At 63.5% G+C, this 23,685-nt stretch carries 23 protein-coding genes and 1 tRNA gene; 13 read left to right on the top strand and 11 right to left on the bottom strand.

The window, feature by feature from the left end:
- From IQ16_RS42640 to IQ16_RS45415, 5 genes are all read left to right on the top strand, one after another.
- Window positions 1–255, top strand: a 255-nt coding sequence (locus IQ16_RS42640) for a group II intron maturase-specific domain-containing protein (protein WP_283812211.1), incomplete at its 5' end; no start/stop codon positions are given.
- Window positions 256–477: 222 nt separating this feature from the next.
- The gene (thrC, locus tag IQ16_RS42635; RefSeq protein ID WP_026312582.1) at window positions 478–1,896 is read left to right on the top strand and encodes a threonine synthase; all 1,419 of its coding nucleotides are present in this window, start codon (window positions 478–480) and stop codon (window positions 1,894–1,896) included.
- A complete protein-coding gene (locus IQ16_RS42630) occupies window positions 1,893–3,182 on the top strand; it encodes a M16 family metallopeptidase (protein WP_018646797.1) in 1,290 nt (429 codons plus the stop codon). The genes thrC and IQ16_RS42630 overlap by 4 nt, the downstream gene beginning before the upstream one ends.
- Before the next feature lie 39 nt (window positions 3,183–3,221).
- Window positions 3,222–3,809, top strand: a complete 588-nt coding sequence (locus IQ16_RS42625; RefSeq protein ID WP_018646796.1) for a GNAT family N-acetyltransferase — start codon at window positions 3,222–3,224, stop codon at window positions 3,807–3,809.
- Between the two features lie 118 nt (window positions 3,810–3,927).
- Window positions 3,928–4,584 (top strand): hypothetical protein, encoded by a 657-nt coding sequence (locus IQ16_RS45415; RefSeq protein WP_018646795.1) that lies wholly within the window; start codon window positions 3,928–3,930, stop codon window positions 4,582–4,584.
- Between the two features lie 33 nt (window positions 4,585–4,617).
- Here IQ16_RS45415 and dapE read toward each other — a convergent pair whose 3' ends face one another.
- From dapE to rpmH, 11 genes are all read right to left on the bottom strand, one after another.
- Entirely contained in the window at window positions 4,618–5,784 is a 1,167-nt protein-coding gene (gene dapE / locus IQ16_RS42615) for a succinyl-diaminopimelate desuccinylase (protein ID WP_145832216.1), read from the bottom strand.
- Window positions 5,781–6,434 carry a DUF805 domain-containing protein gene (locus tag IQ16_RS42610; RefSeq protein ID WP_018646793.1) on the bottom strand — a complete coding sequence of 218 codons (654 nt, stop codon included), beginning with the start codon at window positions 6,432–6,434 and terminating at the stop codon, window positions 5,781–5,783. Before IQ16_RS42610 ends, dapE begins: the two co-directional genes overlap by 4 nt.
- A 227-nt stretch (window positions 6,435–6,661) precedes the next feature.
- Entirely contained in the window at window positions 6,662–7,507 is an 846-nt protein-coding gene (gene dapD, locus IQ16_RS42600; protein WP_018646792.1) for a 2,3,4,5-tetrahydropyridine-2,6-dicarboxylate N-succinyltransferase, read from the bottom strand.
- Window positions 7,508–7,741: 234 nt separating this feature from the next.
- Complete coding sequence (locus IQ16_RS42595) at window positions 7,742–8,434, bottom strand: pyrimidine 5'-nucleotidase (RefSeq protein ID WP_018646791.1); 693 nt, start codon at window positions 8,432–8,434, stop codon at window positions 7,742–7,744.
- 223 nt (window positions 8,435–8,657) lie between these two features.
- Window positions 8,658–9,644, bottom strand: a complete 987-nt coding sequence (locus tag IQ16_RS42590; protein ID WP_018646790.1) for a DUF1036 domain-containing protein — start codon at window positions 9,642–9,644, stop codon at window positions 8,658–8,660.
- A gap of 209 nt (window positions 9,645–9,853) precedes the next feature.
- On the bottom strand, window positions 9,854–10,741 hold the full coding sequence (gene argB / locus IQ16_RS42585) for an acetylglutamate kinase (RefSeq protein WP_018646789.1): 888 nt from the start codon (window positions 10,739–10,741) through the stop codon (window positions 9,854–9,856).
- A 232-nt stretch (window positions 10,742–10,973) separates the two neighbouring features.
- Window positions 10,974–11,339, bottom strand: coding sequence for a DUF423 domain-containing protein (locus tag IQ16_RS42580; RefSeq protein ID WP_035667681.1), 366 nt, complete (start codon window positions 11,337–11,339; stop codon window positions 10,974–10,976).
- Between the two features lie 2 nt (window positions 11,340–11,341).
- Window positions 11,342–11,995 (bottom strand): ribosome biogenesis GTP-binding protein YihA/YsxC, encoded by a 654-nt coding sequence (yihA, locus tag IQ16_RS42575; RefSeq protein ID WP_026312581.1) that lies wholly within the window; start codon window positions 11,993–11,995, stop codon window positions 11,342–11,344.
- Between the two features lie 109 nt (window positions 11,996–12,104).
- Window positions 12,105–13,955 carry a membrane protein insertase YidC gene (gene yidC, locus IQ16_RS42570; protein WP_018646786.1) on the bottom strand — a complete coding sequence of 617 codons (1,851 nt, stop codon included), beginning with the start codon at window positions 13,953–13,955 and terminating at the stop codon, window positions 12,105–12,107.
- Between the two features lie 16 nt (window positions 13,956–13,971).
- Window positions 13,972–14,379, bottom strand: coding sequence for a ribonuclease P protein component (gene rnpA, locus IQ16_RS42565; RefSeq protein ID WP_018646785.1), 408 nt, complete (start codon window positions 14,377–14,379; stop codon window positions 13,972–13,974).
- Window positions 14,380–14,406: 27 nt separating this feature from the next.
- Window positions 14,407–14,541, bottom strand: a complete 135-nt coding sequence (gene rpmH / locus IQ16_RS42560; protein WP_008542748.1) for a 50S ribosomal protein L34 — start codon at window positions 14,539–14,541, stop codon at window positions 14,407–14,409.
- A 364-nt stretch (window positions 14,542–14,905) separates the two neighbouring features.
- On the opposite strand from rpmH, the gene IQ16_RS42555 reads away from it, so the two are divergent.
- From IQ16_RS42555 to IQ16_RS42520, 8 genes are all read left to right on the top strand, one after another.
- Complete coding sequence (locus IQ16_RS42555; protein ID WP_018646784.1) at window positions 14,906–16,405, top strand: sensor histidine kinase; 1,500 nt, start codon at window positions 14,906–14,908, stop codon at window positions 16,403–16,405.
- Window positions 16,406–16,675: 270 nt separating this feature from the next.
- A tRNA-Arg gene (locus tag IQ16_RS42550) sits at window positions 16,676–16,752 on the top strand.
- 1,023 nt (window positions 16,753–17,775) lie between these two features.
- Window positions 17,776–18,036 carry a hypothetical protein gene (locus tag IQ16_RS42545; protein WP_145832214.1) on the top strand — a complete coding sequence of 87 codons (261 nt, stop codon included), beginning with the start codon at window positions 17,776–17,778 and terminating at the stop codon, window positions 18,034–18,036.
- A 3-nt stretch (window positions 18,037–18,039) separates the two neighbouring features.
- Window positions 18,040–18,417, top strand: coding sequence for a recombinase family protein (locus tag IQ16_RS42540; RefSeq protein WP_145832213.1), 378 nt, complete (start codon window positions 18,040–18,042; stop codon window positions 18,415–18,417).
- 93 nt (window positions 18,418–18,510) lie between these two features.
- A complete protein-coding gene (locus tag IQ16_RS42535; RefSeq protein WP_244636078.1) occupies window positions 18,511–22,011 on the top strand; it encodes a protein NO VEIN domain-containing protein in 3,501 nt (1,166 codons plus the stop codon).
- Window positions 22,012–22,042: 31 nt separating this feature from the next.
- Window positions 22,043–22,906 carry an ASCH domain-containing protein gene (locus tag IQ16_RS42530; RefSeq protein WP_145832211.1) on the top strand — a complete coding sequence of 288 codons (864 nt, stop codon included), beginning with the start codon at window positions 22,043–22,045 and terminating at the stop codon, window positions 22,904–22,906.
- Window positions 22,906–23,394, top strand: a complete 489-nt coding sequence (locus IQ16_RS42525; RefSeq protein ID WP_145832210.1) for a DUF1156 domain-containing protein — start codon at window positions 22,906–22,908, stop codon at window positions 23,392–23,394. The genes IQ16_RS42530 and IQ16_RS42525 overlap by 1 nt, the downstream gene beginning before the upstream one ends.
- A gap of 19 nt (window positions 23,395–23,413) precedes the next feature.
- The coding region (locus IQ16_RS42520; RefSeq protein WP_145832209.1) for a helix-turn-helix domain-containing protein at window positions 23,414–23,685 on the top strand (272 nt) is incomplete at its 3' end.

Genomic DNA, 23,685 nt, shown 5'->3' with positions numbered 1-23,685 from the left:
TCGGTGTTGCGCGTGCTTGACCAGTGGATCAGGCGACGGTTGCGCGCCGTTGCCTGGAAGCAATGGAAGTATGGACCCGCTCGCTTTGCCGAGTTGCGACGCCGCGGCGTCGGCCGGGATCTGGCGGCGCAAACCGCCGGCAGCCCACGTGGCCCTTGGCGGCTCGCGAACAGCCCCGCGCTCACCATTGCTCTGCCAAACGGCTTCTTTGCCTCACTCGGCTTGGCTTCCGTCGCGGCACGGCGACCCGCATAATCCGCTGAACCGCCGGATACGGACCCGTATGTCCGGTGGTGTGGGAGGGGCGGAGCCGCGAGGCTTCCCCCTATCCCGATTGAATGGCCCAGGCGGGAAGCGGTTTCCCGATGCCGCAAAACACTTTATGGTGGCCCGAAGCCTCTGGCTGTTGACAAGTAATTTCGTAAAATCAAAGGCTTACGGATCTGGCTCAGGCTCGGCCGGCCTTTGGAGGGCAGTTTGACTCGTTATATCTCGACCCGGGGCGAGGCCCCTGAACTCGGCTTCTGCGACGTGATGCTGACCGGGCTTGCCCGTGATGGAGGCCTGTATGTCCCGGCAACGTGGCCCCAGCTCCCGGCCGAGACGATCGCCGGCTTCTTCGGCCGCCCCTATTGGGAGGTCGCGGTCGACGTGATCCGTCCCTTCGCCGGCGGCGAGATCTCCGATGCGGAGCTCGGCCGCATGGCGAACGAGGCCTATGCCACCTTCCGCCATCCCGCCGTGGTGCCGCTGCGCCAGATGTCGCCGCACCAGTTCGTGCTGGAGCTGTTCCACGGTCCGACGCTGGCCTTCAAGGACGTGGCGATGCAGCTGATCTCGCGGCTGATGGACCACGTGCTCGAAAAGCGCGGCCAGCGCACCACCATCGTGGTCGCCACCTCCGGCGACACCGGCGGCGCTGCGGTCGAAGCCTTCGCGGGCCTCGAGAATGTCGACCTCATCGTGCTGTTCCCGCACAAGCGCATCTCCGAGGTGCAGCAGCGGATGATGACGACGACGGGCGCGGCCAACGTCCATGCGCTCGCCATTGAAGGCACCTTCGACGATTGCCAGGCGCTCGTGAAGGGCATGTTCAACAACCATCGCTTCCGCGATGCGACCTCGCTCTCCGGCGTCAACTCCATCAACTGGGCCCGCATCGTCGCCCAGGTGGTCTACTACTTCACCTCGGCCGTCGCTGTCGGTGCGCCGGCACGCGCGGTGGATTTCGTGGTGCCGACCGGCAATTTCGGCGACATCTTCGCCGGCTACGTCGCCAAGCGCATGGGCCTGCCGGTGCGCACCCTGCGCATCGCCGCCAACGTCAACGACATCCTGGCGCGCACGCTGAAGACCGGCATCTACGAGGTGCGCGAGGTGCACGCCACGGCGTCGCCGTCGATGGACATCCAGATCTCCTCGAATTTCGAGCGGCTGCTGTTCGAGGCCGGCCGGCGCGATGCCGCCGGCGTACGCCGTCTGATGGATTCGCTGAAGCAGTCCGGGCGCTTCGTGCTGCCTGACGCAACGCTGGCCGCGATCCGCGAGGAGTTCGACGCCGGGCGCGCCGACGAGACCGAGACCGCGGCCGCGATCCGCGCCGCCTGGCGCGAGGCGGGCGAGCTGGTCGACCCCCATACCGCGGTGGCGCTCGCCGTCGCCGACCGCGACACCACCGACACCAGGGTGCCGAGCATCGTGCTCTCCACCGCCCATCCGGCCAAATTCCCCGATGCGGTCGAAGCCGCCTGCGGCCAGCGGCCGCAATTGCCGGCCTGGCTCGACGGTCTCATGACCAAATCCGAACACATGAAGGTGATGAAGAACGATCAGTCCGAGGTCGAGCGGTTCGTGCTGTCGGTCAGCCGCGCCGCAAAGCAGGGAGTTGCCGGATGAGCGTCGAGATTTCCAAGCTTGCGTCCGGCCTCACCGTCGTCACCGACAAGATGCCTCATCTCGAGACTGCCGCGCTCGGTGTCTGGGCCGGCGTCGGCGGACGCGACGAGAAGCCGAACGAGCACGGCATCTCGCATCTCTTGGAACACATGGCGTTCAAGGGCACGACGAAGCGCTCCTCGCGCGAGATCGTCGAGGAGATCGAGGCGGTCGGCGGCGACCTCAATGCCGGCACCTCGACCGAGACCACGTCCTATTATGCGCGGGTGCTGAAGGCCGACGTGCCGCTCGCGCTCGACGTGCTCGCCGACATCCTGGCCAATCCCGCCTTCGAGCCGGACGAGCTGGAGCGCGAGAAGAACGTCATCGTGCAGGAGATCGGCGCGGCGCAGGACACGCCCGACGACGTCGTGTTCGAGCATCTCAACGAGCTCTGCTATCCCGACCAGCCGATGGGCCGCTCGCTGCTCGGCACCGCGAAGACGCTGCGCAGCTTCAACCGCGACATGCTGCGCGGCTATCTGTCGACGCATTATCGCGGCCCCGACATGGTGGTGGCCGCCGCCGGCGCGGTCGATCACGCCCAGGTGGTCGCCGAGGTCGAGCAGCGCTTTGCGAGCTTCGAGGCGACGCCGGGCCCGAAGCCGCAACCCGCCCAGTTCGGCAAGGGCGGCGCCAAGGTGGTGCATCGCGAGCTCGAGCAGGCGCATCTGACGCTGGCGCTGGAGGGCGTGCCGCAGAACGACTTGTCGCTATTTTCGCTTCAAGTTTTCACCAACGTCCTCGGCGGCGGAATGTCGTCGCGGCTGTTCCAGGAGGTGCGCGAGAAGCGTGGCCTCTGCTACTCGATCTATTCGTTCCACGCGCCCTATACCGACACCGGCTTCTTCGGCCTCTACACTGGTACCGATCCGGCCGACGCGCCGGAGATGATGGAGGTCGTGGTCGACATCATGAACGAGTCCGTGGAGACGCTGACCGAGGCCGAGATCGCGCGCGCCAAGGCGCAGATGAAGGCAGGGCTTCTGATGGCGCTGGAGAGCTGCTCGTCCCGCGCCGAGCAGCTCGCCCGGCACGTGCTCGCTTATGGCCGGCCGCAGACGGTGCAGGAACTGGTGGCCCGGATCGACGCCGTCAGCGTCGAATCGACCCGGGACGCGGCGCGTGCGCTGCTTTCGCGCAGCCGCCCTGCAGTTGTCGCATTGGGCAGCGGCAGGGGTCTGGACACGGCGGTGTCTTTTGCGGAAGGATTGACCCGGGCACGTGCCAAGGCGCGGCTGCATTAGGAGCCGCGCGAGGGAGCACCCGCCCCGGGAAGCATCACCATGGCCCTCTTTCGCCTGCCATCCAGTGGACCCGCCGCCCTCGCTCCGCGCGGCAACGGTCTGTTGCTACGCGCGCCGCAGATGTCGGATTTCCTGCAATGGGCGCACCTGCGCGAGACCAGCCGCGACTATCTCACGCCCTGGGAGCCGATCTGGCCGTCGGACGATCTGACCCGCTCCGGCTTTCGGCGCCGTCTGCGGCGCTATTCCGAGGACATCGTCGCGGACCGTTCCTACCCCTTCCTGATCTTCCGTGAGCTCGACGGCGCCATGGTCGGCGGCATCACGCTCGCCAATGTCCGGCGCGGCATCGTGCAGGCCGGTACCATCGGCTATTGGATCGGCCAGCCCCATGCCCATCGCGGCTACATGACGGCCGCGCTGCGGGTGCTGCTGCCGACGCTGTTCGGCGAGCTCAATCTGCACCGGGTCGAGGCCGCCTGCATCCCCACCAACGCGCCGTCGATCCGGGTGCTGGAGAAATGCGGCTTCTCCCGCGAGGGCCTCGCACGCCGCTATCTCTGCATCAACGGGGTCTGGCAGGACCACCTGCTGTTCGGCCTGCTGCACGAGGATTTCCGCGGCTGAGCCGCCCGATTCGTGCGGCGCAAATCCCCTTTTTGCTGCCTTGGGTTCGCCGATTTTGGCGATATAACCCGCAAGGCCGGCCGATCGGCCGGAACATTGTCATGGAGTATGGGCGTCGATGGTGAAGGAGCTTCGGTCTTCGCGGACTACGTTGCGGCGGGGGACGGCGGTCGCGCTGGCGTTGTCGGTTGTGCTCGCCTCAGTCTCGCCGGTGGCGGCCCAGTCGCTGAGCGACCGCTTCAAGAGCCTGTTCGGCGGCAAGTCCGACGAGCAGCCCGCCCAGCCCAAGCCGGCACCCGTGCCTGGCCAGCCCGCGGCCGACGACGACGTCGATTGCCCGCAGGTCACGGTGCGTGCCGGAGCCTCGACCTATGCGGTCGGCGCCGGCGGCAAGCCGGCCACCGGCAATGAGGTGCGCTACCAGGCCACCATCACCAAGATGGCGCGCGAATGCAGCCGCAGCGGCGGCGACATCACGGCCCGGATCGGTATCCAGGGCCGCGTCATCGCCGGTCCCGCCGGTGCGCCTGCCACGGTCGAGGTTCCCCTGCGCGTCGCCGTGGTGCAGGGCGGCGTCGGCGAGAAGGTGATCGCCTCCAAGGCCTACCGGACCACGGTCGAGATGTCGGAGGGCGGCAGCGTGCCCTTCACCATGGTCATCGAGGATCTGGTCTATCCGGTGCCGTCAGCTGCGACCGCCGATTCCTACATCTTCTACGTCGGCTTCGACCCGCAGGCGCTCTCGCCCGAGCCGAAGGCGCGCAAAAAGAAGTAGGCGGTGAATTCGGCTCTGTAAGGCGCGTGGGCTTTACGCGAAATACCGCGTCAGGATCCCGCGATACACCTTCGTCAGCTTCTCCAGATCCGTGACCGGCACGCGCTCGTCGACCTGGTGCATGGTCTGGCCGACCAGGCCGAATTCGATCACCGGGCAATAGCTCGAGATGAAGCGTGCGTCCGACGTGCCGCCCGAGGTCGACAGCTCGGGCCTGCGTCCCGTCACCTCCTCGATCGCGGACACCGCGAGGTCGGTGAAGGGGCCGGGCTTGGTCACGAACACATTCGAGTTCGACGGCTCCCAGGCGATGCGGGCCTTGATGCGGTTGCCGCAGGCTTTCGCGAGACGCGTCTCGACCAGCTCGCGCAGGCTCGCCTGGGTGTGGTTGTCGTTGTAGCGGATGTTGAATTTTGCGCGGGCCTCGCCGGGGATGAGGTTGGAGGCCTTGTTGCCGACGTCCACTGAAGTGAATTCGAGATTGGAGGCCTGGAACTGGGCGCTGCCATGGTCGAGCGGCTCGTCGGAGATCGCCACGATCAGCCGCGAAATATCGGGCACCGGATTGGCCGCGCGATGCGGATAGGCGACATGGCCCTGCACGCCATCGACATACAGCGTGCCGGACTGCGAGCCGCGGCGACCGACCTTGATGGTGTCGCCGAGCGTCTCGACATTGGAGGGCTCGCCCAGCACGCAATGGTCGAATTTCTCGCCGCGCTCGGCGGCCCACTTCAACAGCTTGATGGTGCCGTTGATGGAGACGTCTTCCTCGTCGCCGGTGATCAGGAACGAGATCGAGCCCGCACCGTCTGCGCGCGGCTTGCCGCCATTCGCGGCGAGATGCTCCAGCACCGCGGCGACCGAGCAGGCGATACCGCCCTTCATGTCGACTGCGCCGCGGCCATGCAGCACGCCGTCCTTCACCTCGCCGGAGAACGCGCCGACGCTCCAGGCGCTCTCGTCGCCCGGCGGCACCACGTCGGTATGGCCGGCAAAGGTGATGTGCGGGCCCTCGGTGCCGATGCGCGCGTAGAGATTGTCGACGTCGGCGGTGCCTTCCTCGCTGAAGGTCACGCGGTGACAGGTGAAGCCGGCGGCGCCGAGGGCTTTTTCAAGCACCCCCAGCGCACCGGCGTCGGCCGGGGTCACCGAAGGGCAGCGGATGAGATCGCGGGCAATCGAGAGAGCATCGGTCATGCGCCCCGCTTAACATGCATGCCGCCGGGTGGGCTAGCACTGGGCGGGACAATTTCGATCTCGTGGCTCTGGTCCCAGCTTTTCGCAGGGGGCGCGGAGGATGACGAACTGTCCTCGATCTCAAGAAGCGGATCGGGGCCGAAGCGGTTGTGGCCCGAGGTGCCGGGGCGGCAGAACATTTCCACGAGGCCCCACACCCACAGGATGGAGAAGGGCAGGCTGAGCGGAAGCATCCAGCTTGACTTGGGCAGCAGGTCCGCGAACTGGCCGAACAGGCCGGGCAGGAAGAAGAACGGAACGATCCACCAGCCGCTCCTGTCGCGGTCGTGCAGCCGCTTGATCGCCGTCGCGAGATAGATCCAGAAGAACAGCGCCATGCCGGATGTCTTGAGGATCGCGGTCGCGAGATCGGCGGATGCCAGCGAGTGGGAGGCGCGGGGATCGACCAGCGTGAAGAGGCCGTCGAGACCGAAGTCGAAATCGAGCTCGATGCCGAGCTTCAGGGTGGATCTGGTCCCTGCGAGGATCCCGATGACTTGACCAGCGATCTCCAGCAAGCCCGCCAGCAGCGCGACGATCAGCAGCGCCTGCCACAGCAGCGCGCGGTTGATGCGGCCGTCGAAGCGGAACAGGTACCAGGTCCAGTCCATGCGAAAGGCTCCGGGCGGGAGGCGCCGCCCGGAAATTGGTCGCGATGGCAGGAGGGTGGGTTCGATGGGCCTTCGGTGTCGTCCCGGCGAAAGCCGGGACCCATACCGCGTGATCTATCGATGAAGGAGGATTGCAGTACCGAACGACGGGTCTTCGCCAAACCACCGCCTGGGGTTATGGGTCCCGGCTTTCGCCGGGACGACGATGGAGAGGAGTATGCGCGAACTCAATCCCGCAGCAGCTCGTTGATGCTGGTCTTCGACCGCGTGCGCTCGTCGACGCGCTTGACGATGACGGCGCAAGCCGTGCTCGGGCCGATCTGGCCGTTCTTCATCGGCTTGCCGGGCAGCGCGCCGGGCACCACCACCGAATACTCGGGCACTTCGCCCATGAAGACCTCGCCGGTCTCGCGGTCGACGATCTTGGTCGAGGCGCCCAGGAACACGCCCATCGCCAGCACCGCGCCCTTGCGCACGATCACGCCTTCGGCGACCTCGCTGCGCGCGCCGATGAAGCAGTCGTCCTCGATGATCACGGGCTCGGCCTGCAGCGGTTCGAGCACGCCGCCGATGCCGGCGCCGCCGGAGATGTGCACGCGCTTGCCGATCTGCGCGCAGGAGCCGACGGTGGCCCAGGTGTCGACCATGGTGCTCTCATCGACATAGGCGCCGAGATTGACGAAGGACGGCATCAGCACGACGTTCTTGGCGATGAAGGCCGAGCGGCGGACGACGGCGCCCGGCACCGCGCGAAAGCCGGCATCGCGAAAGCGGTTCGGGCCCCAGCCCTCGAACTTCGAGGGCACCTTGTCCCACCAGCTCGCCTTGCCGGGACCGCCACCAATGACGTCCATGTCGTTGAGGCGGAACGACAGCAGCACGGCCTTCTTCAGCCACTGATTGACCTTCCACTTGCCGTCCGCGCCGCGCTCGGCGACGCGCGCCTCGCCCTTGTCCAGGGTCTCCAGCGCCTGGTCCACGGCCTCGCGCACCTCGCCCTTGGTCGAGGTCGAGATGCCGTCACGGGCGTCGAAGGCGCTGTTGATGGTGGATTCGAGGGCGGACAGGGACATCGGGATTTCCTCTTCAGATCGGGAATTTTGATGGGATTGAGGCGCTTTTTCGGGATTTGGAGGGGCGGAGTCAAGGCATACTCCGCCGTCGTCCCGGGGCGCGCGAAGCGCGAGCCCGGGACCCATAGCCACAGGCAGGTGTTTGGCAAAGACTCGGAGTTACCAATCCGGCGCTACAACCACGTCCTGTGGCTATGGGTCCCGGGCTCGCTTCGCGCCCCGGGACGACAGCGGTTATTTGGGCGACAGCTTCGCCAAAAATCCCGCCAGATCGTCCGTGACGTGGTCGACATGGGCCGCATCGCGGCCCTCCAGCTCCCAGTCCTCGCGCACCACCTCTTTCGTGCCATCAGGCACCACCAGCACGGTGGTCATGCCGAGCTCGTGCGGGACGGTGAGGTTGCGGGCGAGGTCCTCGAACATCGCGGCGCGGGTCGGATCGACCGCATGGTCCACGAGGAATTTCCGGTAGGTCTGCGGCGCCGGCTTCGGTTCGAACTCGGCGGCGATGATGTCGAACACGCCGTCGAAATGGCCGGCGAAGCCGAGCCGCGCCAGCACCGCATCGACATGGTCGACCGAGCCGTTGGTCAGGATCAGTTTTCGCCCCGGCAGCTTTGCGATGGCCGCGCCAAGTGCAGGATTCGGCTCCAGCGGCGAGTGGTCGATCTTGTGGACGTAAGCGAGGTAGTCGTCGGCGCGGACGCCATGCAGGGTCATCATGCCGCGCATGGTGGTGCCGAAGCGGCGGTAATAGTCCTTCTGGATATTGCGCGCTTCTGCAGGGCTGACGTTCAGCCAGTTGCACACGAACTCGCCGATTCTGGCATCGACCTGCTGCCACAGATTGACGTGATGCGGGTAGAGCGTGTTGTCGAGGTCGAACACCCAGGTGTCGACGTGGGAGAAGGTGCGGGGGGAGGTCATTGCGGCACTCTATCTTTCAAACGCAATCGTCGCCCAATCCTCCGTCGTCGTCCCGGACAAGCGTAGCGCAGATCCGGGACCCATAACCACAGGGAGGAGTTTGGCGAAGACTCGGGGTTACCAGCTTCGCGCCACAACCACTCCCTGGGGTTATGGGTCCCCGCTTTCGCGGGGACGACAGCGGAGCTTGTAGACGCTTGCGTGCGGATCATGGCGCCACCCATCACGGCACCGCAAACCGCAGCGTCCTGCCGCCACTCGACATGTCCACCGCGCCAAAGCCCGCCGCCGCAAAACCGCGCGCGGCGCAATCGGTCTGCTCGTTCGTCTCGAACTTGGTCTCGCGCGTGCAGAGCTGCTTGTCGCCGCCCCAGTTCAGCGGCCTGTCCTTCAGCTTGATCGCGCGGTTGTCGGCATCGACCGCTTCGGCGAAGCTGAAGATCTGCTTCGGCTGGCCGCTCACGTCGGGGTGCAGGCACTTGCCGGGATCGATGCGGTACCAGCCGCGGCTGGTCACGGACTTGCCGTCGTCGGTGGCGATCGCCGCCATCACCTTGTGCGGCGTGTCGTTGCACCAGGTGAGGCCGCTTGCCGACGGCGTCTGCGTCGCATCGACCATGGTCTTGAAGAAATTTTGCGACGACACCGTGTCGGAGGACAGCCCGCGGCTCTTCAGGAACGCGGCAAGGGCTGCTTGCGTCTTCGGCCCGTCGACGCCGTCGATGGCGCCGACGTCGTAACCGATGATCACCAGCAGCCGCTGGATGCCGGCGAGCCTTGCCTGCTCGTCGTCATATTCGGAATCCTCCGCGAGATAGGTGACGAGATTGCCGTCGTCGCCTTGCGTCGGCGTCACCTGCGTGAAGGGGACCTGCGTCTGGCCGCTGCGGCATTGCCGCGCGGCGGCGATGACGAAATTGTCCTGCGCCACGCACAGCATGTCCCTGCCGTTCTGCGGGATCGGGGAGGCGCCATAGATGCCGAGCGCGCGGGCGTTGAGCAGGATGCGGTCCGCGGTGAGCGTGCCCTGCACCACCACGCGGCAGGTGGCGGGATCGATCCTGAACCAGCCGCGCGTCGCGGTCGCCGCCTTGTCGTCGATGCCGATCGCGGCTTCGACGACATAGGACATGCGGTTGCAGATCTTGAGGTCGGCGAAGGCGGGGGCGGAGGAGAAGAAGAACGAGACGACCGCCGCCGGCAGCGTCATCAGGAGGCGCGTGAGGGGCGAGCGGCGGGGTCTCACCCCCGTCATTCCGGGATGGTCCGAAGGACCAGACCCGGAATCTCGAGATTCTCCGGTGCGCAATTGCGCACCGTAATTCGCCCTTCGGGCGCTCCGGAATGACTGTCCAAGGCGAGAGCTGTGAATGCCCGGGACCAGTCCAGCCATGGCGCCGTCCCTCGTCCGCTCGTCCCTCACTTGTGGATCAGCGTCCCCGTGCCCTGGTTGGTGAACAGCTCGAGCAGCACCGCGTGCTGCATCTTGCCGTCGATGATGACGACGCCCTCGACGCCCTGTTCGAGCGCGTAGATGCAGGTCTCGACCTTCGGGATCATGCCGCCGGAGATGGTGCCGTCGGCGATCAGCTTTCGCGCGTCCTTCACCGACAGATCGGGAATGAGCTTCTTGGACTTGTCGAGCACGCCGGGGACGTCGGTGAGCAGCAGCAGGCGCTTGGCCTTCAGCGCGCCGGCGATGGCGCCGGCAAAGGTGTCGCCATTGACGTTCAGCGTCTGGCCGTCATGCGACGTGGCAAGCGGTGCCAGCACCGGGATCAGCTCGTAGCCGATCAGCTGGTTGAGCAAAGTGAGGTCGACCTTCTCGGGGTCGCCGACGAAGCCGAGATCAACCACTTTCTCGATATGCGAATCCGGATCGACCATGGTGCGCGTCGTCTTCGACGCCTTCACCATGTTGCCGTCCTTACCGCAGAGGCCGACGGCCTTGCCGCCGGCGTCGTTGATGTAGCCGACGATCTGCTTGTTGACGGAGCCGGCCAGCACCATCTCGACGACCTCGATGGTCGCGGCATCGGTGATGCGCAGGCCGGCTGCGAATTCCGAGACGATGCCGAGGCGCTTGAGCATGGTCGCGATCTGCGGCCCGCCGCCATGCACCACCACCGGGTTGATCGCGGTCTGCTCCAAGAGCACGATGTCGCGGGCAAAGTTCTTCGCGGTCTCCTCGTCGCCCATGGCATGGCCGCCATATTTGATGACGATGGTTTCCTCGTCATACTGCTGCATGTGCGGGAGCGCTTCGGACAGGATGCGGGCCTGGTCGAGCGGGGAGATGTCGGTCATGTCAAGGTCTCGCTGGCGGGACTGTCGGTGCGCGTTCTATCCGATTGGCGGGCAGGGCGCAAAGCGTGACTGCCATGCCGCTCTCGTGTCCCGGACGCGGTGCGGCCTTGTAGCCCGGATGGAGCGCAGCGAAATCCGGGGCCGGTGTCCGCGGTAAGAACCCCGGATTGCGCGGAGCCTGTCATCGGGCGGCGCTTCGCGCCGACCCGTTGGCTCCATCCGGGCTATGGGTTCAGCGCTTCGCCACCACCGCCGCGAGCGTCACCGCCAGCCAGCTCGCAATCATCACAGTCCCCCCGGTCGGGGCCGCCATGGGAAACAGCGAATGGCCGGCAAACTGCCGCAAGCTGAGATCGCCCGCGAACAGCGCGGCGCCGATCACGAAGCCGGACGCCGCAACGAGCCCAATTCCGCCGTGCAGAAGGCCGCGCGCGAGCAATGCCACACCTGCAAGTATGGCCGTTGCATGAAACAGCAGCATGATGGCGCTTGCGGAGGCGAGCCGGCTGGCGTCAGCGCCGTGGGCAGACGCCGCGGCGAGCGCGACGCCGGCGGCGCCCATCAAGCCGGCAAGCCCGATCAGGAGGCGGTGCGCCATGATCACGAGGTCCGCTCTTCCAGCAGCTTCGCCATCGCGGCACGCAGCTCGGCCATGCCGGTCGCGCTCCGCGACGAGGTCGCGAGCACGTTCGGGAACGCGGCCGGATGTTTGGCCAGTGCCGCCTCGGTCTCGGCGATGCGCGAGGCAAGCTCGGGGGCCTTCACCTGGTCGGCCTTGGTCAGCACGATCTGGTAGCTGACGGCGGAGCGGTCGAGCGTCTTCAGGATTTCCAGATCGACGTCCTTGAGGCCATGCCGGGCGTCGATCAGCACGTAGACGCGCGCGAGGCTGGCGCGGCCGAGCAGGAATGTGTGGATCAGCTCGGTCCAGGACGCGACCTGGCTCTTCGGCGCCTTGGCATAGCCATAGCCGGGCATGTCGACGAGGCGCAGGTCCTTCTTCCCGGGGACCTCGAAGAAGATCAGCTCCTGGGTGCGGCCCGGCGTATGCGAGGTGCGCGCCAGCGCGTTGCGCCCGGTGAGCGCGTTGATCAGGCTGGACTTGCCGACATTGGAGCGGCCGGCAAAGGCGATCTCGAGCCCGTCCATCGGCGGCAGCGTCGCAATCGAGGGCGAGGCCCAGATGAACTGCCAGTCGCGCGCGAACAGCTTGCGCCCGGCCTCGATCAGCTTCGCATCTTTGTCGTCGGTCATGCGAAGCTCGCTGTTTCCCCGCGTCATTGCGAGCGAAGCGAAGCAATCCAGAAATGCATCCGCGGAGGGATTCTGGATTGCTTCGTCGCTTCGCTCCTCGCAATGACGATTACGTCGCCTTCTTCGCGAACGTCGCCTTGAGATTGTCGAACAGCTCCACCTTCACGCCGTTGCGGCGCATGATGTAGCTCTGCTGGATCACCGAGAGCAGGTTGTTCCAGGCCCAGTAGATCACGAGACCTGCCGGGAAGCCCGCCAGCATGAAGGTGAAGATCAGCGGCATCCAGTTGAAGATGATCTGCTGCGTCGGATCCGGCGGCGTCGGGTTCAGCTTCATCTGGAACCACATCGTGATGCCCATGATGATCGGCCAGATGCCGAGCGCGAGGTAATGGCCGAACACCGGAATCGTGGTCGGATCGAACGGGATCAGCCCGAACAGGTTGAACAGATTGGTCGGATCCGGCGCCGAGAGGTCGTGGATCCAGCCATAGAACTTCGCGTGCCGCATCTCGATGGTGACGAACAGCACCTTGTAGAGCGAGAAGAACACCGGGATCTGGATCACCACGGGAAGACAGCCGGCGACCGGATTGATCTTCTCCTTGCGGTAGATCTCCATCATCTCCTGCTGCTGCTTCACCTTGTCGTCGGGATAGCGCTCCTTGAGCGCCTGAAGCTGCGGCTGGATCGACTTCATCTTCGCCATCGAGGCGTAGGACTTGTTCGCCAGCGGGAAGAACAGCAGCTTCACGATCACGGTCACGAGCAGGATCGAGATGCCGAAATTGCCGAAGAAGCGATAGAAGAAGTCGAGGCCGAGGAACATCGGCTTGGTGATGAAGTAGAACCAGCCCCAGTCGATCATCAGATCGAAATGGTTGAGGCCGAGCTCCTTGTTGTAGCCGCCGAGGCCGGCGAACGGGAACACGCCGACCACGCCCGCTTCCTTGGCGCCGGCGAACAGCCGCGCATTCGCCGTCGCGGTGCCGCCGATCGCGACGGTGACGGGATCGAGCAGATAGTCGGTCTGGTAGGTGTGGAGGTTGCCGGACGGGTTCGACGAGAAGCGCGCCTGCAGCTGCGCATTGGTATCGGGCAGCAGCGCCGAGGCCCAGTATTTGTCGGTGATGCCGAGCCAGCCATTGGTGACCTTGAAGTCCACCTTCTTGGCTTCGTCGATCTTCTTGTAGGCGTATTCCTGCAGGCCCTGATCGCCGAGATAGCCGATCAGGCCTTCATGCAGGATGTAGTAGCCGGAAACCTGCGGCGCGCCGTGGCGCGAGATCAGCGCGAACGGATAGAGCGTGACCGGTGCGTTGCCGACGTTGCTCACCTCGTCCTTGATGGTGAAGAGATAGTGGTCGTCGACCGCAATGGTGCGGCGGAAGGTGAGGCCGTCGCCATTGTCCCATTTCAGCACCACCGGCGTCGTCGGCGTCAGGCTGCCGCTGCCGTCCTGCTGCCAGACGGTCTGGGCGTCCGGCATCTTCGCCGTCACGCCCGTCGCCGCCACCCAGCCGAACTCGGCGTAATAGGGCTCCGCCGTGCCCGAGGGCGAATAGAGGATGATCGGCGGCGACTTCGGGTCGACCGTTTCGCGGAATTGCACCAGCGCGATGTCGTCGATGCGGCCGCCCTTGAGCGAGATGCTGCCGGCGATCCGCGGGGTGTCGATCTTGACGCGCGGGCTGGCCGCGATCGCGGTCTCGCGGGCAACGACCGGCTGGGCCTGCTGGCTCGCGCCCGGCGTCGACGGCTGCGCGGCGCCGCCCGCCTGCGGCGTCGAGCCCGGCGTCGCGGAAGCGGTCGGCTGCGGCGTGGTCTTCTGGAACTCGGCCTGCGCCTGCTGCTGGGCGCGCTGCTTCTCCATCTGCGGCACGTTGTAGAAATATTGCCAGGCGATCAGGACGAGGCCCGACAGAATGACGGCGAGGATGGTATTGCGATTGTCGGTCATCTCTAATGTCTCGTCATCAATCCGGTTTGCGGCTGGCAAGGGCAGCGCCCGGCTTTTCGCCGCGCCCCTTCGCAGGTCCCTTGTGGGACCCCTTGGGCGTATGCCGCGCGGGCTTCGAGAAGGCTATGCGCAGATCGTCGAGCATGGTGGCGAAGTCGCGCGAGAGCGCGTCCCTTCGGCCGACCAGGACATAGTCATGATGGGGCTGCATCGATACCGGATCGAGCCGCTTCACCAATTCGCGAAGCCGGCGCCGGATGCGATTGCGCTCGGGGGCGTTGCCGTTCTTTTTGGTGACGGTGAAACCGATCCGGATCGGGCCAAAGTCGTCGCGGCGGCGGCTTTGCAGGACAAACGCGGGACTATTCGCCCGCGCGCCATTGGCAACGGCGAGGAAATCCGCCCGCTGCCTCAGCCGATCCATGATGAAATCCCAAAAAGGGGGTCCGGCTCAGGCGCTCAGACGCTTGCGGCCGCGGGCGCGGCGGGCGGCGAGAACCTTGCGGCCGCCGGCAGTGGCGAGGCGGGCACGGAAGCCGTGACGGCGCTTGCGCACCAGTTTGCTGGGTTGATAAGTCCGCTTCACGGGTTTTTCTCCGCTGACCGGGCAATTTGCCTGTAGAATTGATGGTAAAGTCCGGAAGATGCGGCCCAAAACGGGCCCTTTTCGGCCCCAAGAGAGCCGCTCCCGGCGTCACACCGGGTCATCGCGGACAATTCGCGCGGCTTATAAGGGAGCGTCTTGTTTTCGTCAACGCCGCACAAGCGCACGATTCCGGTGAATATCACTGTTTGTGCGGGGTTTTTAACCGGTGAGGTAGCGACTCGCCGGATCAGCACCTACATCCCACCTCGGCATATTAGCGATCCGTAATTTGACCGGGCCGGGGGCGGGCCGCATCCTTCATCCGCCAGATCGTTCACCGGGCAAATCAGCGAGGGCGAATTTCGTGGCAGAGACAGACCTCCGGCCGATCCAGGATACGGATCAGCAGGACCCGCCCGCGGCGCGGCCGCGTGGGCCTGCGGGGCTTGGGCTGTCGGGCAAGCTGCTGCTGCTGACCGTCCCCCTGGTGATGATCGCCGCGATCCTGCTCTACGTGCCTGCCATCGCCAACTTCTGGGTCAACCGGCTCAACGACCGTGTCGCGGCCGCCAACACGGCGGCGCTGGTGCTCGACGCTGCGCCGCTCGGCATGGTCCCCGATTCGCTCTCGCGCGAAATCCTGAAGAGCATCAATGCCCGCGCCGTCGCCATCAAGATGGGCCAGCAGCGCCGGCTGCTCGCCAGCGACAATCTGCCTGCTACGATCGGGCACGACATCGACCTGCGCGACATGACCGTGTGGGAGGCGATCACCGGCTCCTTCCAGATGATGCTGGAGACCGGCAACCAGGCCATTCGCGTCGTCGGCCCCGGCGTCGGCAACGCCCAGTTCGTCGAGATCGTGACCGACGAATTGCCGCTGCGGCAGGCGATGTACCGTTTCTCCCGCAATGTCGTCGTGGTCGCGCTGATCATCGGGGTCCTGACCGCGGGCCTCGTCTATCTCGCGCTCCATTATCTCTTCGTGCGGCCGATGCGGCGGCTGACCGCAAGCCTGGTCGGCTTCCACGAGAACCCGGAAAGCTCGGCGGGAATCATCGTGCCGAGCCAGCGCAGCGACGAGATCGGCGTCGCCGAGCGCGAATTGTCCGACATGCAGCGCGACCTGATGTCGATGCTGAATCAGAAGAGCCGGCTCGCCGCGCTCGGCCTCGCGGTATCCAAGATCAACCACGATTTGCGCAACCTGCTGGCCTCGGCCCAGCTCCTGTCGGACCAGCTCGCCAGCGTGCCCGACCCGCGGGTGCAGCGCTTTGCGCCGAAGCTCGTGCGCTCGCTCGAGCGCGCCATCGCCTTCTGCCAGTCGACGCTGTCCTATGGCCGTGCCCAGGAGGCCGCGCCCGATCGCCGCATGATCCTGATCGAGCCCGTGGTGCTGGAGGTGCGTGAGACCGCGGGCCTTGCCAGCGACGCCTCGATCGCCTGGGTTGCCGCGATCGAGCGCGGGCTCGCGGTCGATGCCGACCCCGACCAGCTGTTCCGCGTGCTGCTCAACCTCGTCCGCAACGCCGCCCAGGCGCTGGAAAGCCACGCGAGCGGCGATGGCGGGGCGCAGCAGATCCGGATCACCGGAAAGCGCGAGGGCGCCGTCGCCATCCTGGAGGTCTCCGACACCGGCCCCGGCGTGCCCCAGAAGACCAGGGAGCACCTGTTCGAGGCCTTCCAGACCTCCGGCCGCCCCGGCGGCAGCGGCCTCGGCCTTGCCATCGCCGCCGAGCTCGTCCGCGCCCATGGCGGCGACATCCACCTCGTCGAAGGCACCATCGGCGCCACCTTCCGGATCGTCATCCCCGACCGTCCCGTGGAACTCCTCTCCATCCGCAACGAGCGGCAAAGGGCGTAGGTCGGCCAGCGGCCGACCGAACCCGTCATTCCGGGACGGCCCGAAGGGCCGGGCCCGGAATCCATAACCCCGGCTGGTGGTTATGGATTCCGGGCTCGCCGCTTCGCGTCGCCCCGGCATGACGACCTATGAGGCGGAAAAGCTCCAAAATACCGCCGATGCAGACCTTGCCAATCGGGACAAGAGCGGTTAGTCAGAGCGCTCTTTCGCACCCCTTCCGGCTCCGCCGGGGGCTGCGTGCGGGCCATGCCCGCACTATCAGCGAAAAACGCGCCCGTAGCTCAGCTGGATAGAGCATCAGACTACGAATCTGAGGGTCGGACGTTCGAATCGTTCCGGGCGCGCCAGTATTTGCAGGGGTTTTTGCATTCTACGGCATTGAGCCTGCGGCCCTAGCAACCAACTAGCAACCGTCCCAATCAGACTCGGCTGCTGTCCCAACGCACTCTAAATTTTTTATTGCAATAGGCCCCCTACTCGGGAAAGGCGCTCATACTTGCGACCAACAAAAAGGCCTTTTCTCCTTCGGCCGAGCGGATCCAGCTCATCGCAGTCGGCGCGCAGCCTTCGGTCTATAAGGACATCGTGTCCCGAGCCATTCGGTGTCGGCCTTCTCATGGCGCAGAACAATGAACCAGATTTCAGCCTCGTCCCGTCTTGCCAGAGACCGCAACGCTCTCAACACTGCGACCCGATGCTTCTTAAGGACCGGTTCGGTGCGATAGACGAGTTTGCACAGCTCTGAGGTCGAAAACGACCCCGCGGGGGCCCTCTCGAAAATCTCCTTGATCCGCGCTCCGACCTTTCCAAGACCTCTGCTCATCTGCCTGGCTGAAGTTAAGTGTTTCCCAACCCGCCGTTCTAAAGTGTAGGTTGCGCAGGTCAATTCTTTCTCGCAAGTAGCGGGGACTCGCGCGGGGCATTTCAAAGCGGGGGCATCATGCGAGTAACGTTGGTCGGGGCTGGGAAGACGGTTTCATTCGAGACGATGGAAGCAGCAGGCGAGTGGCTCCTGGAACAGGCCGGCGTTCGGGACCTCGCGATCGTAAGGCAGAGCGTCGGGGCGTGGGCGCTTTGCGAAGCACGACCGGACGGGACCAAGAAGGTGTTGGTCGAAATTTCTACGGGGAGAGAGGCGCAACTTGGATCGCTCCTTTTCCGGAAGTTCTATCAGGAATGGTTCGCCGTGCTTGGGTTCGAGGCACTGAACCTACCCGCTCAACATTCGCCTCCGCGACTTGGAAGTGGCCCCCATCGGCAACCGTCGTACCTGCTGGACGAGCGGGCCTATATTGCTGCGTTCGGATATTAACGGCTACGAAGCACCTCGAGTCGACACGAACTAGCAGTCAGATACAAGGAAGTCGCAAGTGGCAGCAATCATTACACGCGAGAACATCCAGCTCCCGAAAATCGAGGAGGGCGACGCGGGTATCATTCTTAAAGCCGACGGTACATTTCGCGTTTTCAACACCATCTCGGACCCGACGAAGCTGACCCCCGCGCAGATGGAGCAGGGCAAGAAGCTGGTGGCGCTCGCCGCGGTGCTGAAGGATCCGGAGATCCTCAAACTCATTACCTCGAACATCGGAGCGTTTGGGGACGTTCTTTCGTTGAAAATGGATTCATAGTCTATGCAGCAACACATTTCGCGCTACCGCGCGCTCGAAATGTTCGCAGAGAGTATCGCCGACTTGGAAATCGCCCACGGCGAGAATCTGCCGGTGCTTCTTGGCAAGATCAAGTGGCAGGCCAAGCAGGCGCTGAATCGCAAGGATCCTCTGCGTAATGAAAAACTGAACGTGGCGCGGGAGAAGGCTCGCGAGACTACGATCCGCAAGGCAAAGAAGTTCCGCGAGCAAATGATGCCACACATCGCGGAGGCGCAGACGGCCGGATGTTTGACTACCCGCGCCATTGCCGATTGGCTCAACGAACAAGGTTTTACGACAGCCCGTGGCTTCGACTGGTCTTCGGGCTCGGTCCACAGAATCTTGGAGTGTGACGGATAGCTCCGTCCACGATACCAGCTTTGACCTATGTTAGCGCGTTGGGTTGGCAGTTCACTATTTCGGGGGGCGGTTCGGTTGGAAAAGCAAACGTCCGTGTTCGATTTGATCCGGCCAGGAAGCGTTGTTCGTGGGCTCGACGTTTCCGGTCCGGCCGAGGTCATTCAAGTCGCCAAGTTCGGCCCAGATGCGATCAACGTAGCTTTTCGGGTAAACGGTCGGGTCTCTGAACGGCTTCTCTACCGTGGCGAAGATGCGTCCTTTGAACTGGTCGAGAATGGCCGAGCATACGCATTCGATGCCGACGGTGGATTGCTGCGCTTAGCTTCCGAAGCCTACCGTATCCGGCTCGCTCATCTTTTCGATCCCTATCTCGCGGTCAGCGCGTCCCAGATCGAGGCTCTGCCTCATCAGATCACAGCTGTTTATGGAGAGATGCTGCCTCGCCAGCCTCTTCGGTTTCTGCTCGCCGACGATCCGGGCGCCGGCAAGACGATCATGGCCGGCCTGCTCATCAAGGAGCTGATGATCCGTGGGGATCTCGATCGGTGCTTGATCGTCGCGCCGGGAAGCCTTGTCGAACAATGGCAGGAAGAAATGGCCGAGAAGTTCGGCCTCGGATTCGATTTGCTGACGAGAGACCAGATCGAAGCCTCGATCACCGGCAACCCTTTCGTGGAAAAGAACCGGCTGATCATGAGGCTGGATATGGCCGCGCGATCGGACGAGCTGAAGGCCAAGCTGGCTGCAGCGCCGGATTGGGATCTCATTATCTGCGATGAGGCTCATCGCATGGCTGCTTCCTACTTCGGTGGCGAAGTGAAAGAAACCCAGCGCCACAAGTTGGGGAAGCTGCTGGGCACGCGGACTCGCAATTTCCTTCTCATGTCGGCGACGCCCCATAATGGCAAGGAAGCCGATTTCCAGCTGTTCATGGGCTTGCTGGACGCAGACCGCTTCGAGGGGAGATTTCGCGAAGGCGTTCACAAGGCCGACGTGTCCGACATGATGCGGCGGCTTACTAAGGAAGAGCTATACAGGTTCGACGGCACGCCGCTGTTTCCGGAACGTCGGGCCTATACCGCAAGCTATGCGCTGTCGCCGGTGGAGGCCGATCTCTACCAGGCGGTCACCACGTACGTGCGCGAAGAGATGAACCGCGCAGATCGAACCGGCGATGATAAGCGCAGGTCGAGCGTCGGCTTCGCGTTGCAGATTTTGCAGCGGCGATTGGCATCATCTCCCGCAGCCATTCATCGCTCGCTTGAGCGGCGACGCAAGCGTCTGGAAGAGAGATTGCGTGAAGAGACGTTAGTACGGCAGTCGGGTTCCGCCTCCCTGCGGCGCACGCCTGAATTGCCAACTTACGATCCTGATGATGTAGACGAAATTCCAGGCGTCGAGGTTGAAGAGGCGGAGGATCAGATTGCGGATCAGGCAACCGCAGCGGCGACCCTTGCTGAACTGGAAGCTGAAATTCTCACCTTGAAGGACCTGGAGGGCCGCGCCCTGCGGCTCAAGCTTTCCGGCCAAGACGCCAAGTGGCGTGAACTGGAATCGATCCTCAATGAACCGATGATGCTGGATCAGGCAACCGGCCTTCGGCGAAAGGTTCTGATCTTTACGGAGCCGAAGGACACCCTGGAATATTTGCAACAGAAGATCGTCGCCAGGGTCGGAGATCCGGCCGCGGTCGTCGTGATCCACGGCGGTGTTGCTCGCGAAGCACGTCGTGCAGCTATTGCAGCATTCAACTCTGATCCCGTGGTGCGAGTCATGATCGCAAATGATGCTGCTGGCGAAGGCGTGAACCTTCAGCGCGGCGCGCATCTCATGATCAACTACGATCTGCCCTGGAACCCAAACAGGCTTGAGCAGCGATTTGGTCGAATTCATCGCATCGGTCAGACTGAGGTCTGCCATCTCTGGAATCTGTGTGCAGCCAATACACGCGAGGGCGAAGTCTATCGGCGACTGCTCGAAAAGCTTGAGGAGGCTCGTACCGCCCTTGGCGGCAAAGTTTACGATGTGCTTGGCGAATTGTTTGAGGGCCACGCCCTGCGCGATCTCCTCGTTGACGCAATCCGCTACGGAGACCGGCCCGAGAAAAAGGCAGAGCTGCTCCGGAAGGTCGACGGCGCGGTCGACGTTGATGCGATCGAAAAGCTTGTCGCCGAACGCAAGCTTACCTCGGTGGGCATGAGCGCCAGTTCCGTCGCTGAAGTCCGTGAGCAGATGGAACGTGCCCAGGCACGCCGTCTTCAGCCGCACTTCATTGGTGCTTTCTTTCGCGAAGCCTTCACATTGCTCGGCGGGCGAATTGCAGAGCGAGAGAAAGGCCGCTTCGAAATACTTCGGGTGCCCTCTATCCTGAAGGAGCGCGACAGGCTGATCGGCCGATCAGATCCAGTGCTTGATCGATACGCGCGGATTACGTTTGAGAAAGCGCTGATTGTAGGCAAACCGCAGGCGGAACTGGTTGCGCCCGGTCACCCGCTTCTGGAAGCGCTGGTTGACGTGGTTCTCGAACGTTTCCAACCTCTGCTGTCCCAAGGCGCTGTACTGGTTGACGAGGCTGACGAAGGGCAATCCCCGCGCTTGCTTGTGTATCTTGAACACGCCGTTCGTGACGCGCGGACAGGCCGATCGGGTGAGCCACGAACGATCTCACAACGGCTTCAATTTCTCTTCTTGAAGGAGGATGGCGCCGCAACAGACGGAGGTCCCGCACCCTATCTTGATTGTCGGCCGATTACACCCGACGAGCGCTTGTTGGTTGCAGATTCGATTTCTGCCGCTTGGCTGTCGGGAAATGTCGAGGCGCAGGCGCTAGGCTATGCGGTGCGGGCGCTGGTACCGGAGCATCTAAATGAGATCCGCTCGCGCCGCATCGCCGAAATCGACAAAGTCGAGCGCGAGGTTCGTGCCCGTCTCAACCGGGAAATCAACTATTGGGATGCCCGTTCCGCACGATTGCGGGAGGAGGAGCGTGCAGGCAAGGAGCAGCGTATCAATGCGCAGAACGCGGAGGCGACAGCGGCGCGGCTCGTGGAACGGCTGCATCGCCGTCAGACCGAGCTAGATCGGGAACGGCAGATTTCAGCTTTGCCACCCGTCTTAAAAGGGGCGGCTCTTGTAATTCCTGGTGGTCTACTGAAGGCGAATCTTGCAAGTGCTCCAGCGGAGAAACTGGATGGCTTTTCCGAAGACCCGGTAGCCCGCGCCGAAATCGAACGGCTCGCCATGGAGGCTGTGTTTGCGGCGGAGCGTGCTCTTGGCCATGATCCTTGTGACGTATCGGCTGACAAGAAAGGTTGGGATATCGAGAGCCGAGACCGCCAGGCGGGTCACCTGCGCTTCATTGAGGTGAAGGGTAGGCAGTCCGACGGACGCGAAGTCATCCTGACCAAGAATGAAATCCTCGCATCATTAAACGCGGCTGAGGCCTTCATCCTTGCGATTGTTCAAGTCGATGGTGGATTTGCCCGCGAGCCGATCTATATCAGGCGATTTTTTGGCCGAGAGTTGGGCTTTGCAGAAACGGCGGTGGTTTTCGATATCGCAACGTTGATGGCGTCAGGCTCGCCACCGGGATGAGTGACTACTCAGAAGGAACGCGACGCAAAACATGAAAGCAATCGTAGTTCGGGAGCCGTATGCCAGTCTCATCCTCAGGGGCGAGAAGACTTGGGAAATGCGGAAAGCTGCATGCCACTATCGGGGCGTCGTCGCTGTAATCAGCAAAGGTAGCGGCACAGTCGTAGGAACGGCCGAAATCGTCGATTCGCTTTCATCCATCGATTCATTGGAAGAGTACGCCCAAGCTGAGCCAAAGCATCGAGTGCCCCAGAATCTCCAACGACAGGCCTTTTCTGATGGCTGGCGAACACCATGGGTGTTGTTGAACGGGCGTCGGCTAACCACGCCAGTGCTCTACAAGCATCCTTCGGGTGCTGTAATCTGGGTAAATCTTAGTGAGGATGTGACAGCCAAGGTGAGGCAGCAAACTCAGTGCATGGTTCTTCGGTCATCGGAGGAGTCGAGGGTATTGCACAGGATTTTGGGGAAGGTCGGGTCGTCGCTGTCGGGACGAGCTGGCCCGGAGCTACATAGTGCAGCGCGGGAAGGGTCTTCGTCCCCTCGTTATGCACTAACGGAAGATCTAACTTTAGGAGATGTCTCGTCTGAAAGCATCCGCAGGGTAACTATTACGGGAGGAAACCTCCGTAACGATCATATCTACCTGCCTCTCGACTTCTTCCCAGAAGAAGCCATTGGTGGCGAAAACAAGTCGGCACGGGCAGCGCGGACCATCACGGTGATTTTCAAGCCTGGTCAGGTGGTCCAGACTGACGTAGATCGCAACAAGAAGATTTTTCGGGCGCGAAGTGCCGTGCGGGACTTTTTCGCCGTCGCCGGCGTTCTGGAAGGCGACGTCGTTTGTCTGACGAGAACCGGCACCTTCTGTTACGAAGTTACGAAAGAAAGCTAATGCCTGACGTCGCTCCCCCGCCTGTTCGAAAGAAGCTCATTGAAGTTTCGATTCCGCTGGAGGCAATTAGCGTCGCCTCGGAACGGGAGAAAGATATCAAGGTCGGCAAGCATACATCGATGCACCAGTGGTTTGCTCCAAGGCCAATAGCGACGTGCCGGGCGATGCTTTTCTCACAGTTAGTAGACGATCCATCAGCTTGGCCAGACCGCTTTCCCACAGAAGAATTGCAGGCCGGTGAGCGGCGACGGCTGCATCGGGTTATCGAGACCCTTGTGCCGTGGGAGGCTTCAACTGATGAAGCCATTCTCAATGCGGCGCGATGGGAAATAGCACGCTCGGTTGCTTGGGGGCTTGGTGAGGAGCCGCCAGCAAAGAACAAAACTAAGGAAATCCTCGACTACCTTCAGACTAAGGCCCCGCCGGTTTACGATCCCTTTTCGGGAGGCGGATCGATACCACTAGTACCCACTTTTCTTGGAACGTGAGTCGTGATTCAAGGTCGGGATGATACCCGAAGCAAGAGAAGTCCACCTTTCGAGGAAAGATCGCAAGGTGCTTGAGGCGTGCTGTCGCTCACCGGTGACGTTGCAGCGCGATTTGAAGCGGGCGCGGATAGTTCTGTTGGCGGCGGATGGGCGCAGCACCCGGTCGATCGCCAAGGAAGTTGGGGTCCAGCCGCGGATTGTCAGCCTTTGGCGGCATCGCTATGCCGACCATGGCCTTGAAGGGCTGCAAGACAAGCCGCGGCCTGGCAAGCAGCCGATCTATACGAAGAC

The organism is Bradyrhizobium huanghuaihaiense, from assembly GCF_007830635.1.
GTDB lineage: Bacteria > Pseudomonadota > Alphaproteobacteria > Rhizobiales > Xanthobacteraceae > Bradyrhizobium > Bradyrhizobium huanghuaihaiense.
This window is presented reverse-complemented; position numbering and strand designations above follow the sequence as displayed.

Excerpts from the sequence above, each read along its gene's own strand:
- dapD (WP_018646792.1), bottom strand. The coding sequence starts at position 7,507 with ATGTCCCTGTCCGCCCTCGAATCCACCATCAACAGCGCCTTCGACGCC.
- IQ16_RS42530 (WP_145832211.1), top strand. The coding sequence starts at position 22,043 with ATGAAAGCAATCGTAGTTCGGGAGCCGTATGCCAGTCTCATCCTCAGG.
- argB (WP_018646789.1), bottom strand. The coding sequence starts at position 10,741 with ATGACCGACATCTCCCCGCTCGACCAGGCCCGCATCCTGTCCGAAGCG.
- IQ16_RS42540 (WP_145832213.1), top strand. The coding sequence starts at position 18,040 with ATGCAGCAACACATTTCGCGCTACCGCGCGCTCGAAATGTTCGCAGAG.
- IQ16_RS45415 (WP_018646795.1), top strand. The coding sequence starts at position 3,928 with ATGGTGAAGGAGCTTCGGTCTTCGCGGACTACGTTGCGGCGGGGGACG.
- IQ16_RS42610 (WP_018646793.1), bottom strand. The coding sequence starts at position 6,434 with ATGGACTGGACCTGGTACCTGTTCCGCTTCGACGGCCGCATCAACCGC.
- IQ16_RS42525 (WP_145832210.1), top strand. The coding sequence starts at position 22,906 with ATGCCTGACGTCGCTCCCCCGCCTGTTCGAAAGAAGCTCATTGAAGTT.
- yihA (WP_026312581.1), bottom strand. The coding sequence starts at position 11,995 with ATGACCGACGACAAAGATGCGAAGCTGATCGAGGCCGGGCGCAAGCTG.
- rnpA (WP_018646785.1), bottom strand. The coding sequence starts at position 14,379 with ATGGATCGGCTGAGGCAGCGGGCGGATTTCCTCGCCGTTGCCAATGGC.
- IQ16_RS42630 (WP_018646797.1), top strand. The coding sequence starts at position 1,893 with ATGAGCGTCGAGATTTCCAAGCTTGCGTCCGGCCTCACCGTCGTCACC.
- yidC (WP_018646786.1), bottom strand. The coding sequence starts at position 13,955 with ATGACCGACAATCGCAATACCATCCTCGCCGTCATTCTGTCGGGCCTC.
- IQ16_RS42580 (WP_035667681.1), bottom strand. The coding sequence starts at position 11,339 with ATGGCGCACCGCCTCCTGATCGGGCTTGCCGGCTTGATGGGCGCCGCC.
- IQ16_RS42590 (WP_018646790.1), bottom strand. The coding sequence starts at position 9,644 with ATGACGCTGCCGGCGGCGGTCGTCTCGTTCTTCTTCTCCTCCGCCCCC.
- dapE (WP_145832216.1), bottom strand. The coding sequence starts at position 5,784 with ATGACCGATGCTCTCTCGATTGCCCGCGATCTCATCCGCTGCCCTTCG.
- IQ16_RS42625 (WP_018646796.1), top strand. The coding sequence starts at position 3,222 with ATGGCCCTCTTTCGCCTGCCATCCAGTGGACCCGCCGCCCTCGCTCCG.
- IQ16_RS42595 (WP_018646791.1), bottom strand. The coding sequence starts at position 8,434 with ATGACCTCCCCCCGCACCTTCTCCCACGTCGACACCTGGGTGTTCGAC.